The 12,333-nt window shown below is 62.3% G+C and carries 9 protein-coding genes and 3 rRNA genes; 3 read left to right on the top strand and 9 right to left on the bottom strand.

The window, feature by feature from the left end; translation table 11 throughout:
* The 6 genes from K0O64_RS16970 to K0O64_RS16995 all read right to left on the bottom strand — a co-directional run bounded on the left by K0O64_RS16970 (position 1) and on the right by K0O64_RS16995 (position 8,509).
* On the bottom strand, positions 1–837 hold the full coding sequence (locus K0O64_RS16970) for a tetratricopeptide repeat protein (RefSeq protein ID WP_096311619.1): 837 nt from the start codon (positions 835–837) through the stop codon (positions 1–3).
* Positions 838–959: 122 nt separating this feature from the next.
* A 5S ribosomal RNA gene (rrf, locus tag K0O64_RS16975) occupies positions 960–1,072 on the bottom strand.
* A 138-nt stretch (positions 1,073–1,210) separates the two neighbouring features.
* Positions 1,211–4,331 (bottom strand): 23S ribosomal RNA (locus K0O64_RS16980).
* Positions 4,332–4,683: 352 nt separating this feature from the next.
* Positions 4,684–6,205 (bottom strand): 16S ribosomal RNA (locus tag K0O64_RS16985).
* The 16S, 23S and 5S rRNA genes sit together here, the layout of an rRNA operon.
* A 390-nt stretch (positions 6,206–6,595) precedes the next feature.
* Positions 6,596–7,867 (bottom strand): tyrosine--tRNA ligase, encoded by a 1,272-nt coding sequence (gene tyrS, locus K0O64_RS16990; RefSeq protein ID WP_096311620.1) that lies wholly within the window; start codon positions 7,865–7,867, stop codon positions 6,596–6,598.
* A 27-nt stretch (positions 7,868–7,894) separates the two neighbouring features.
* On the bottom strand, positions 7,895–8,509 hold the full coding sequence (locus K0O64_RS16995; protein ID WP_071943975.1) for a DNA-3-methyladenine glycosylase: 615 nt from the start codon (positions 8,507–8,509) through the stop codon (positions 7,895–7,897).
* Between the two features lie 59 nt (positions 8,510–8,568).
* Here K0O64_RS16995 and K0O64_RS17000 point away from each other — a divergent pair, with 59 nt between their 5' ends.
* The 3 genes from K0O64_RS17000 to K0O64_RS17010 are packed head-to-tail and all read left to right on the top strand — an operon-like array spanning position 8,569 to position 10,699.
* Positions 8,569–9,333 carry an ABC transporter ATP-binding protein gene (locus tag K0O64_RS17000; RefSeq protein ID WP_071943973.1) on the top strand — a complete coding sequence of 255 codons (765 nt, stop codon included), beginning with the start codon at positions 8,569–8,571 and terminating at the stop codon, positions 9,331–9,333.
* Positions 9,267–10,085: an ABC transporter permease gene (locus tag K0O64_RS17005; RefSeq protein ID WP_164520091.1), complete on the top strand. Its 819-nt coding sequence runs from the start codon at positions 9,267–9,269 to the stop codon at positions 10,083–10,085. The genes K0O64_RS17000 and K0O64_RS17005 overlap by 67 nt, the downstream gene beginning before the upstream one ends.
* Positions 10,082–10,699: a TetR/AcrR family transcriptional regulator gene (locus K0O64_RS17010; protein ID WP_071943968.1), complete on the top strand. Its 618-nt coding sequence runs from the start codon at positions 10,082–10,084 to the stop codon at positions 10,697–10,699. Before K0O64_RS17005 ends, K0O64_RS17010 begins: the two co-directional genes overlap by 4 nt.
* A gap of 3 nt (positions 10,700–10,702) precedes the next feature.
* Here K0O64_RS17010 and K0O64_RS17015 read toward each other — a convergent pair whose 3' ends face one another.
* The 3 genes from K0O64_RS17015 to K0O64_RS17025 are packed head-to-tail and all read right to left on the bottom strand — an operon-like array spanning position 10,703 to position 12,298.
* Entirely contained in the window at positions 10,703–11,515 is an 813-nt protein-coding gene (locus K0O64_RS17015; RefSeq protein WP_071943965.1) for a lysophospholipid acyltransferase family protein, read from the bottom strand.
* A 32-nt stretch (positions 11,516–11,547) separates the two neighbouring features.
* A complete protein-coding gene (locus K0O64_RS17020; protein ID WP_071943962.1) occupies positions 11,548–11,748 on the bottom strand; it encodes a Trm112 family protein in 201 nt (66 codons plus the stop codon).
* 7 nt (positions 11,749–11,755) lie between these two features.
* On the bottom strand, positions 11,756–12,298 hold the full coding sequence (locus K0O64_RS17025) for a hypothetical protein (protein WP_220045606.1): 543 nt from the start codon (positions 12,296–12,298) through the stop codon (positions 11,756–11,758).
* Positions 12,299–12,333 lie beyond the last annotated feature (35 nt).

A 12,333-nucleotide genomic window follows, 5' to 3' on the forward strand; every position in this document is an offset into this window, starting at 1 on the left:
TCAGGCCAGCTCGCTGACCCGGTCTTCGGCGTCGGTGACGCCGTCGATGTCGGCCGCGGCGGCGTGGATGAACCACTGCAGCGCCTCATCACCTCGATCGAGCGCGAGCAGCGTCTCGGCATAGGCGTAGAACAGGCGAGCTGCGGTCGATCCGGTGCGCGACGGATCTGGCTGCGGCGTGGACAGCACCACCAATGCCTGCTCCAGTTGGCCAAGGTCGGCGCGGGCGCCGGCGGCAACGATCCGCAGTTCGTCGGCGTCGTCGCCGGTGAGCTCAGCCGCTTCCGGGCTGCGAGCAAGTTCGATAGCGCGCTCGGGTCGGCCCACCCCGCGTTCGCAGTCGGCGATCAGCGGAAGCAGCTGCGACTTGCTGCCCATCCGGCGAGCGGCGCGGAACTCCGAGAGGGCCTGTGCCCAATCCCCGCACTGGTAGGCCGCGATACCGACGGCCTCACGCACCGCAGCGATCCGCCCGGAACGGGCGCGGGCGGCCTGCGCATGCTCGAGCGCGGCCTGCGGATCCTCGTCCAGCAGTTCACCCGCCGCGACCAGATGGCGAGCGACCGTGTCGGCGGTCGACTTATCCAAAGTCGTGAGTTCGCCGCGGATTTCGGGCGAGAGCTGCTTGGCTTCAATGGTCGACGGAATGGCCGGACCTGCCTGACGTGGCGCGGCGTCGTCGCCATTGGCGGACGGCTGAGGTTGGGCCGGACGGGCACGACCAGGACCCGACCGGCGCGGGGCACTGCCGCCCCGACGGTCGCGGTTCCCGGCGCCGGCTCCCGCGGGACGACGCGGCGGACGTCCGCCGGAATTGCCTTGCCTGTCATCGACCACCTGTAAAGGATACGGGCAGCGGTCAGACAGCCACAATTCGGATAAACCATATGGCGGTAATGGAATTCGATAAAGAAATGGAAACGCCCCCCGATTTCTCGGGGGGCGTTTCACTAAATTGTGTTCGGCGGTGTCCTACTTTTCCACCCGTGTGGGTAGTATCATCGGCGCTGGTAGGCTTAGCTTCCGGGTTCGGGATGGGACCGGGCGTTTCCCTGCCGCTATGGCCGCCGTAACTCTATTCACTTTTCAGTGACCCCCTTTTGTGGGGGAATCTTAGTTTTGGTGGTGGGGTGCAGTGTGTCTGCTGGATTGTGGTTGCGGGCGTTGATGTGCGTCTTTGAACGAACCAAATGTGGTGTTTTGTTTTGGTTGTTGTAAGTTTTCGGCCGGTTAGTGCCAGTTCCCTGAACACCTTGCGGTGCGTGTAGGTCTGGTCTATCGATCCCGTGGTCTGCGGGGGGCCTTATCCCACTGAATGGGTGAGAAACCTGGTCTTGGAATAGGTTTCCCGCTTAGATGCTTTCAGCGGTTATCCTGTCCGAACGTGGCTATCCAGCGGTGCCCCTGGTGGGACAACTGGTGTACCAGAGGTTCGTCCGTCCCGGTCCTCTCGTACTAGGGACAGGTTTCCTCAAGTTTCTGACGCGCGCGGCGGATAGAGACCGAACTGTCTCACGACGTTCTAAACCCAGCTCGCGTGCCGCTTTAATGGGCGAACAGCCCAACCCTTGGGACCTGCTCCAGCCCCAGGATGCGACGAGCCGACATCGAGGTGCCAAACCATCCCGTCGATATGGACTCTTGGGGAAGATCAGCCTGTTATCCCCGGGGTACCTTTTATCCGTTGAGCGACACCCCTTCCACTCGGGGGTGCCGGATCACTAGTCCCGACTTTCGTCCCTGCTTGACATGTCCGTCTCGCAGTCAAGCTCCCTTGTGCACTTGCACTCAACACCTGATTGCCGTCCAGGTTGAGGGAACCTTTGGGCGCCTCCGTTACATTTTGGGAGGCAACCGCCCCAGTTAAACTACCCACCAGGCACTGTCCCTGGACCGGATATACGGTCCGAGGTTAGAAGTCCAATACGATCAGAGTGGTATTTCAACAATGACTCCACCCACACTGGCGTGTGAGTTTCACAGTCTCCCACCTATCCTACACAAACCGTATCGAACGCCAATACCAAGCTATAGTGAAGGTCCCGGGGTCTTTTCGTCCTGCCGCGCGTAACGAGCATCTTTACTCGTAGTGCAATTTCGCCGAGTCTATGGTTGAGACAGTTGAGAAGTCGTTACGCCATTCGTGCAGGTCGGAACTTACCCGACAAGGAATTTCGCTACCTTAGGATGGTTATAGTTACCACCGCCGTTTACTGGGGCTTAAATTCTCCGCTTCACCCTAAAAGAGTTAACGGGTCCTCTTAACCTTCCAGCACCGGGCAGGCGTCAGTCCGTATACATCGTCTTGCGACTTCGCACGGACCTGTGTTTTTAGTAAACAGTCGCTTCTCACTGGTTTGTGCCACCCCCCACCGCTGCCCACCGCAAGGGTGATGACAGTAGGGGTCCCCTTCTCCCGAAGTTACGGGGGTATTTTGCCGAGTTCCTTAACCATAGTTCACTCGTACGCCTTGGTATTCTCTACCTGACCACCTGTGTTGGTTTGGGGTACGGGCCGTGTATACGCTCGCTAGAGGCTTTTCTTGGCAGCAAAGGATCACCGAATTCGCCTCACTCGGCTATGCATCACCTCTCAGGATATATGAAACGCGGATTTGCCTACGTTTCTCCCTACAGGTTTACCCCAGTATTACCACTGACTGGTACGGCTACCTACCTGCGTCACCCCATCGCTTGACTACTACCAGAGAAGGTCCCGCGCAGCCCCAGAAACCATCACCCCGAAGGGATCCGTGATTCTGGATTTGGGCGGTTAGTACCTCTGATTCATCAGGGACGCTTATACACGGGTACGGGAATATCAACCCGTTGTCCATCGACTACGCCTGTCGGCCTCGCCTTAGGTCCCGACTCACCCTGGGCGGACTGGCCTGGCCCAGGAACCCTTGGTCTTTCGGCGGGCAAGGTTCTCACTTGCCTTATCGCTACTCATGCCTGCATTCTCACTCCCACACCCTCCACAGCTCCATTACCAGGCTGCTTCACCGGAGTGCAGGACGCTCCCCTACCCAATACACAAACGTGTATTGCCGCGGCTTCGGCGGTGTGCTTGAGCCCCGCTACATTATCGGCGCACAATCACTTGACCAGTGAGCTATTACGCACTCTTTCAAGGGTGGCTGCTTCTAAGCCAACCTCCTGGTTGTCTCTGCGACTGCACATCCTTTTCCACTTAGCACACGCTTAGGGGCCTTAGCCGGCGATCTGGGCTGTTTCCCTCTCGACGCACGGAGCTTATCCCCCGCCGTCTCACTGCCACGCTTTCACTTACCGGCATTCGGAGTTTGGCTGACGTCAGTAACCTAGTAGGGCCCATCGGCCATCCAGTAGCTCTACCTCCGGCAAGAAACACGCAACGCTGCACCTAAATGCATTTCGGGGAGAACCAGCTATCACGGAGTTTGATTGGCCTTTCACCCCTACCCACAACTCATCCCCTCAGTCTTCAACCTAAGTGGGTTCGGGCCTCCACGCGGTCTTACCCGCGCTTCACCCTGGCCATGGGTAGATCACTCCGCTTCGGGTCCAGAACACACCACTACACCACACACTGTTGTGTGGATACGCCCTATTCAGACTCGCTTTCGCTACGGCTACCCCACCCGGGTTAACCTCGCGACATGTCCCTGACTCGCAGGCTCATTCTTCAAAAGGCACGCCATCACCCCACGACACGTCGAGGGCTCTGACGGATTGTAAGCGCACGGTTTCAGGTACTCTTTCACTCCCCTCCCGGGGTACTTTTCACCATTCCCTCACGGTACTAATCCGCTATCGGTCACTGAGAAGTATTCAGGCTTACCGGGTGGTCCCGGCAGATTCACAGCAGATTCCACGGGCCCGCTGCTACTCGGGAACAGTTCCACAGGAGCCGTCATGTTTTCAGTTACGGGGCTCTCACCCACTACGGCAGACCATCCCAGGCCACTTCACCTAACACCACGGTTTATCACTCCCGCCCCGGCCGGCAGACCGAAGACGAAACGTCCCACAACACCGCACACACAACCCCTGCCGAGTATCACATGCATACGGTTTAGCCATCCTCCGCGTTCGCTCGCCACTACTAACGGAATCACAATTGTTTTCTCTTCCTACGGGTACTGAGATGTTTCACTTCCCCGCGTTCCCCCCCATACCCTATGTATTCAGGTACGGGTGACACGACATCACTCGTGCCGGGTTTCCCCATTCGGACATCCTCGGATCAACGCTCGGTTGACAGCTCCCCGAGGCATAACGCAGCCTCCCACGTCCTTCATCGGCTCCCAGTGCCAAGGCATCCACCATGCGCTCTTAAACACTTACAACACAAAAAACCAATTCGAAAAAAGAAATTGCACATCTTACACACACAAACACACGCCGACTCTTCACAGAACCGACGCGAACTTGCGTGCTCGATGCTCGCAACCACTATCCACAAATCAAACACCACACCCCACCACCAAAGTGGAGCAACAACAGCCCTCCTGAACCGCAGTCCAAGCAGAGACGGGTCTGTTGTCTCAGGACCCAACAGTGTGTCTGGCAATTCCTCACGACCGGCATCCCCGCCGGCCGAACGTTTGTTGTGCACCAAACCGACACCCACTACAGGCGACGATTCCTCACGGCTCCGGTAAGACCCAGTGTCTCAACCGTTTTCGTGGTGCTCCTTAGAAAGGAGGTGATCCAGCCGCACCTTCCGGTACGGCTACCTTGTTACGACTTCGTCCCAATCGCCGATCCCACCTTCGACGGCTCCCTCCCACAAGGGGTTAGGCCACCGGCTTCGGGTGTTACCGACTTTCATGACGTGACGGGCGGTGTGTACAAGGCCCGGGAACGTATTCACCGCAGCGTTGCTGATCTGCGATTACTAGCGACTCCGACTTCACGGGGTCGAGTTGCAGACCCCGATCCGAACTGAGACCGGCTTTGAAAGGATTCGCTCCACCTCACGGCATCGCAGCCCTTTGTACCGGCCATTGTAGCATGTGTGAAGCCCTGGACATAAGGGGCATGATGACTTGACGTCATCCCCACCTTCCTCCGAGTTGACCCCGGCAGTCTCTCACGAGTCCCCACCATAACGTGCTGGCAACATGAGACAAGGGTTGCGCTCGTTGCGGGACTTAACCCAACATCTCACGACACGAGCTGACGACAGCCATGCACCACCTGCACACAGGCCACAAGGGAACCGACATCTCTGCCGGCGTCCTGTGCATGTCAAACCCAGGTAAGGTTCTTCGCGTTGCATCGAATTAATCCACATGCTCCGCCGCTTGTGCGGGCCCCCGTCAATTCCTTTGAGTTTTAGCCTTGCGGCCGTACTCCCCAGGCGGGGTACTTAATGCGTTAGCTACGGCACGGATCCCAAGGAAGGAAACCCACACCTAGTACCCACCGTTTACGGCGTGGACTACCAGGGTATCTAATCCTGTTCGCTCCCCACGCTTTCGCTCCTCAGCGTCAGTTACTGCCCAGAGACCCGCCTTCGCCACCGGTGTTCCTCCTGATATCTGCGCATTCCACCGCTACACCAGGAATTCCAGTCTCCCCTGCAGTACTCCAGTCTGCCCGTATCGCCCGCACGCCCACAGTTAAGCTGTGAGTTTTCACGAACAACGCGACAAACCACCTACGAGCTCTTTACGCCCAGTAATTCCGGACAACGCTCGCACCCTACGTATTACCGCGGCTGCTGGCACGTAGTTGGCCGGTGCTTCTTCTACAGGTACCGTCACTTGCGCTTCGTCCCTACTGAAAGAGGTTTACAACCCGAAGGCCGTCATCCCTCACGCGGCGTCGCTGCATCAGGCTTGCGCCCATTGTGCAATATTCCCCACTGCTGCCTCCCGTAGGAGTCTGGGCCGTATCTCAGTCCCAGTGTGGCCGGACACCCTCTCAGGCCGGCTACCCGTCGTCGCCTTGGTAGGCCATTACCCCACCAACAAGCTGATAGGCCGCGGGCCCATCCCACACCGCAAAAGCTTTCCACCACAACCCATGAAGGCCGTGGTCCTATCCGGTATTAGACCCAGTTTCCCAGGCTTATCCCAAAGTGCAGGGCAGATCACCCACGTGTTACTCACCCGTTCGCCACTCGAGTCACTCCGAAGAGCACTTTCCGTTCGACTTGCATGTGTTAAGCACGCCGCCAGCGTTCGTCCTGAGCCAGGATCAAACTCTCCAAACAAAAACAACCCATCCACAGACAGGTGAATTCGAATCAGAACAATCTGACCAAAGCAAGACACCAAAAACCTGGCATCAAAAAACCACACCCCAACACGGGGGTATCAGAGCATGGCAAAAAACAACAACAAACAAAAACCACCAAACACACTATTGAGTTCTCAAACAACACACCCCAGTCCCCCACTCGACCGCGCAGTAATCCCGCGACCCGAAGGCCGCGTAGATATCGTGCGGACAAGAGGAACAAACCTGTTACCAGGTTTGATTCCCGGGAGGTCTTCGCGCTCTCCGGCTTGGCCGGGCCGCTCTGACTTGGAATAAGTTACAGACGAGCTAACGGCGAGTCAAATCGCCTGCTAGATCGGCGTTTCGCCGCAACTCCGAAGCCTCAAACCCGCTGCACCCCAGCGATATTCCGCTTCCCGCGCCGCAGCACCAGCCAGCGCCCGTGGAGAAAGTGGGACGGTTGTGCCACCCAATCCTCGCTGTCGATCTTCTCGTTGTTGACCGAGACTCCGCCCTCGGCGATCGTCCGCTTGGCGGCACCCTTGCTCGCCGAGAGTCCGGTGGCCACCAACAGGTCGACGATGCCGTCCGCGCCGCCGGGCCCGAGCTCGGCCACCGAGGTCTCCCGCAACGCGGCCGCCAGGGTCGGTTCATCGAGCCGCGACAGCTCGCCGCGGCCGAACAACGCCTGTGATGCGTGCTCCACCGCCTCGGTCGCGGCCCGACCATGCACCAAGGTGGTGAGTTCCTGGGCCAGCCGGCGCTGGCCGGCCCGCTCATGCGGGCGTTCCGCGGTGGCCTGGGCCAGCTCGGCCAGTTCGTCGGCCGCCAAGAACGTGAACCAACGCAGGTACTTGACCACGTCGGCGTCGGCGGTGTTGACGAAGTACTGGTACCAGGCATACGGGCTGGTCATCTCGGGATCCAGCCACAGGCTGCCGCCGCCGGTGGACTTGCCGAATTTCGTCCCGTCGGCCGCGGTGACCAGCGGCACCGTCAGCGCATGGACGCCGGCGCCGAGCGTCTGGCGCACCAGCCGCACCCCCGCGATGATGTTGCCCCATTGATCGGAACCGCCGATCTGCAGCGAGCAGCCGTGGCGCCGGTGCAGTTCCACGTAGTCGTTGGCCTGCAGGAGCATGTAGCTGAACTCCGTGTAGGAGATGCCGTCGCCCTCGAGCCGGCGCCGGATCGTGTCCCGGTCGAGCATCACGTTGACCGAAAAATGCTTGCCGACGTCGCGCAGGAAATCGATCGCGCTCAGCTGAGCGGTCCAGTTCAGGTTGTTCTCCACCACCGCACCGCTGGGTGAGTCGTCGAAGTCGACGAACCGCTCCAGCTGCCCACGGATCCGTTCGGCCCACTGCGCGACGGTGTCGGTGGTGTTCATCGTCCGCTCGCCGGTGTCACGAGGATCACCGATCATGCCCGTGGCGCCGCCGGCCAACACGATCGGTCGGTGCCCGGCCCGCTGGAATCGCCGAAGTGTGAGCAACGGCACCAGGTTTCCCGCGTGCAGGCTCGGCGCGGTCGGATCGAATCCGCAATAGACGGTCATCGGTGGCTGCGCGGCCGCGGCGGCGAGCGCGTCGATATCGGTCGACTGTGCAATCAGCTCGCGCCAACCCAATTCATCGAGAATCGTCGTGCCCATGCGTTGATCTTCCCGCATGGGCAGCGCTCAGTCGCTCGCGCCCGGGATCGGCGCGCGGGGACTGCGGCGGTAGGCCGACACTTCCGGCCGTCCGGTGAGCCACAATCGCCACGGCCGATCGGCCGCCTGGGACACCCCGACCCGCGGACCCGCACTTTCTGGGCCGAGAGATTCGCCGAGCTGCACTGTCACCGGAGACGCCGGGTCGAAGACGTCCACGCCGTTGTCCTCCATCCCGATGCCCAGCGCCGAGCACAGGTTGCCCGGGCCGCGGGCTAGCGCCCTCGGGCGCACCAGCGGGCCACGGCGGACCTGCGCCACGTCCAGCCCCGACTCGATCGCCGCCGCCCGCAGCAGCACCGCCGCAGCCGTACCGTCCGGGCCGCACGACACATTGGCGCACACATGGATGCCGTGGCTTCGATAGGTATAGAGGTGCCCGGCCGGGCCGAACATCACCGCGTTACGGATGCCCGGCCCCCGGTACGAATGCGCCGACGCGTCCGGCCACGGCCCGTCCGGCGGGCCGCCGTACGCCTCGACCTCGACAATCAGCGCGCTGACCCCGCGGCAGCTGATGACCCCGCCGAGCAACAGCCGTGCCGCCGAGACCGGGTCGGTGTCCAGCTGATCGGCGCTCATCACAAGAAATTCTGCCCGAGGCATTGACCGGGCCTCCGCCGGGGAGGATTATTCATCACGTGATGAGTTCATCGAGTGATGAATTAGCGACGGGCCGCGCTGAGCCGGCCGTCCGTATCGAGAATCTGCGCGTGGTCCGCGGTAAACGGGTCGCGCTGCACGACTTCTCGGTGGCGATCCCCCGCGGTTCGATCACCGGACTGCTCGGCCCGTCGGGCTGCGGCAAGACCACCCTGATGCGCAGCATCGTCGGCACCCAGATCGTCGCGTCGGGAACCGTCACCGTTCTCGGGCATCCGGCCGGCTCCCCCGCACTCCGTCACCGGGTCGGCTACGTCACCCAGGACCCGACGATCTACAACGACCTCCGCGTCATCGACAACGTCCGCTATTTCGCGGCGCTCTACGGCACCCCGGCGCAATCGGCCGACCGCGCCATCGACGACGTCGGACTGCGCGATCACGCTGGGGCCTACTGCGGCAACCTGTCCGGCGGCCAGCGCACCCGGGTGTCACTGGCATGCGCTCTGGTCTGCCATCCCGACCTGCTCGTGCTCGACGAACCGACCGTCGGCCTGGACCCCGTACTGCGTGTGGACCTGTGGGCCCAATTCGACGAGCTGGCCCGGCGGGGCACCACCTTGCTGGTGTCCAGTCACGTGATGGACGAGGCCGACCACTGCGCCGGCCTGCTGCTCATGCGCGAAGGCCGGCTCCTGGCCCACACCACCCCCGCCCGACTGAGAGAGGACACCGGATGCACGTCACTGGAGGAAGCGTTCCTGTCCATCATCAGGCACAGCACCGCAGCTCCCATACGCTGAGCCCGCGCGCCTACCTGGCCACCACCGGCCGCATCGTGCGCCAGTTGCGCGCCGATCACCGAAGTGTCGCAATGATTCTCGTGGTGCCTAGCGCGGTGATCACGCTGATGTACTTCATGTTCGACGACGTGCCGAAGTTCCCCGGTGCGGTCTCGCCGTTTCAGACCGCATGCCTGATCCTGCTCGGGCTGTTCCCGCTGTTCGTGATGTTTCTGATCACCTCGATCACCATGCAGCGCGAGCGGTCCTCGGGCACGTTGGAGCGCATCCTCACCACGCCGCTGCGCCGGCTGGATCTGCTGGCCGCCTACGGCACCGCGTTTTCGGTCGCCGCCGCCGCGCAGGCGATCCTGGCCTGTGTCGTGTCGTTCTGGTTGCTGGGCTTTGACACCAAGGGCAGCCCGCTGTGGGTGTTCGTCATCGCCGTCATCAACGCCGTGCTGGGTGTCGGGCTCGGGCTGTTGGCAAGTGCGTTCGCCCGGACCGAATTTCAGGCCGTACAGTTCATGCCCGTGTTTATCGTCCCGCAGTTGCTCCTGGCCGGAATCATCGTGCCGCGCAACCAGATGCCGACCTGGCTGGAGTGGATCAGCAACGCGATGCCGGCCAGCTATGCCCTGGAGGCGTTGCAACAGGTCAACGCCCACACCGACCTGACGAGCATCGCAATCCGGGACATCTTCGTGGTCCTCGCCTTCGCGGTGGTGGCGATGGCCCTGGCTGCGGCGACCCTGCGGCGGCGCACCCCGTGACCGTAGAACCACGGCAGAACAAACGTCCCGGACGGCCACGCGGCACCTCGGACACCCGCGACCGGATCCTGACCAACGCACGAGAGTTGTTCGCCCGCAACGGTATCGACAAGACGTCGATCCGATCGATCGCCGCCGCCGCGGACGTCGACTCCGCTCTGGTGCACCACTACTTCGGCACAAAGGAGGAGTTGTTCGCCGCGGCGATCAACATTCCGATCGACCCCATGACCGTTCTTGTTCCGCTGCGCGACACCCCGGTCGAGGAGCTGGGCCGTGTGCTGCCGTCGATCCTGCTACCGCTGTGGGATTCCGAGATGGGCGCCGGGCTCATCGCCACCATGCGATCACTGCTCGCCGGCGCCGATATCAGCCTGGTCCGATCGTTCCTGCAGGAGGTCATCACCGCAGAGGTCGCGCCGCGCGTGGACAACCCACCGGGCACCGGGCGGCTGCGCGTGCAGTTCGTGGCCTCGCAACTGGTCGGTGTGGTCATAGCGCGCTACATCATCGGACTGGAGCCGTTCGCGTCGCTGGCACCGGAACAGATCGCCGAGACGATCGCGCCGACCCTGCAGCGCTATCTCACCGGAGAGCTGCCCGCGCTGTCCTGACCGTCATCCCAACACCGGGAAGCGGCGCCGCGCGGCGAGGCGGTCCAGTGCGCGTTGCATGACGCGCCGGACATGAGCGTCGACCTCGTCGATGTCGGGGTTCTTGCCGAAATCCTTCGGGTCGATCGGGTCGAGGACCTCCATGACGATCTTCGACGGCAGCGGCAGGTTCGGCGGGAAGAAGACGGTGAACCCGAACGGAAGCCCGACCGTCAGGGGCATGATCTCCGCCCGGATGCGCGGCAGTCCGATCCGGTAGGCCAGCTCGGTCCCCCGGGTTAGAAAGAACTGGGTCTCCTGAGCGCCGATCGAAACCATCGGCACGATCGGCACGCCGGTCTCGATCGCGGTACGGGCGTATCCGGTGCGACCGTCGAAGTCGATCTTGTTCTGCTGCAACGTGGGTCGATAGGCGTCGTAGTCGCCGCCGGGAAAGACGAGGACGACGGCACCGGACCGCAGCGCCGCGGTCGCAGCCTCCGGGCTGGCGTGCACGACACCGAGACGCGGCAACAGCGGACCCCAGGGTGCGATGAAGATCCCGTAGTGCGCCAGCGTGTACAGCGGCCGGTCGTAGCCGAACCGGGCATAGAACGCCGGCCCGAAGACCGGAACATCGGGAGTCAACATGCCACCGGAGTGATTGCACACCAGCAGCGCACCGCCCGACGGCGGGAACACCTCGAGATTGCGGACTTCGGCGCGGAAGTACAGCCGCATGAACGGCCACATCCGGCCCATCACCCGTCGGGTGAAAACCGGATCCCACTTGGCGAGTTCACCGGGAAGCTGCTTGGCGACAACGTTGTCCCCCATCCGGCCAAAGTACGCCAAATGGGCTGCGCGGGTTACGAGTTCGCGAGACCCATCAGACGGTCGTGCTCCTCGGGACTCACCTCGACGGCCTCGTCGACCAGTAGCACGGGAATGCCGTCGTCGATGCGATAGGCCTTGTGCAGGCGCGGGTTGTACAGACGTTGGTCCACCAGGATCAGCGGCCCGCGGTCGGCCGGGCACACCAGAATGTCCAACAGCTTCTCGTCGAGCATCAGGCGGCTACGGGATCGCGGGCGGCGCGGCGGCCGGGGCTTGGTTGCCGCCGATCGTCGGGGCGCCGTCGCTCGGCATCTGCCCGGCTCCCATCACGGCGTTGTTCTGCTGGCGCTGCTGCGCCTGCTGCAGAAGCTGCATCTGGGCGAAGATCTTCTGCTGGTAGCCGAGGGTGTTCTGCAGCGCCTCGATCAGCGGCTTCTGATTCGGGCGGTACTGCAGCGCGTTCTGGATTTCGGCGATGTTGGTCTTCGACGGCTTGATGCCCTGCGCCCGCAGTTTCATCGCCGACTTGATCAGGTTGGACAGCTGGCCGCCGCCGGCGCCCTGGTCGTAGTTCTGGTCGATGAACGCCAGCATCTGGTCGGCGCTCTGGAATTGCGGGACGCCGTTGGCATCGGGCGTCGCCGGCGCTGACGGCGTGGCCGGCGCGGCGCTCGGATCGGCCAGCGCCTGCTGCGTGCCCATGCCGACCAGCAACCCAGCGGTCAGGGCACCGATCGCCGTGCCGCGGACGGCGCGACGCCAGTGATTCGTCTGGGTTGCCATGCATTCCTCCGACGCGTGGGTACCTGGACTCTCGG

Source organism: Mycolicibacterium pallens, assembly GCF_019456675.1.
GTDB lineage: Bacteria > Actinomycetota > Actinomycetes > Mycobacteriales > Mycobacteriaceae > Mycobacterium > Mycobacterium crocinum.

Coding starts and splice junctions, on each gene's coding strand:
- tyrS (WP_096311620.1), bottom strand. CDS start 7,867: ATGGGCACGACGATTCTCGATGAATTGGGTTGGCGCGAGCTGATTGCA.
- K0O64_RS16995 (WP_071943975.1), bottom strand. CDS start 8,509: ATGAGCGCCGATCAGCTGGACACCGACCCGGTCTCGGCGGCACGGCTG.
- K0O64_RS17005 (WP_164520091.1), top strand. CDS start 9,267: ATGCACGTCACTGGAGGAAGCGTTCCTGTCCATCATCAGGCACAGCAC.
- K0O64_RS17015 (WP_071943965.1), bottom strand. CDS start 11,515: ATGGGGGACAACGTTGTCGCCAAGCAGCTTCCCGGTGAACTCGCCAAG.
- K0O64_RS17020 (WP_071943962.1), bottom strand. CDS start 11,748: ATGCTCGACGAGAAGCTGTTGGACATTCTGGTGTGCCCGGCCGACCGC.
- K0O64_RS17025 (WP_220045606.1), bottom strand. CDS start 12,298: ATGGCAACCCAGACGAATCACTGGCGTCGCGCCGTCCGCGGCACGGCG.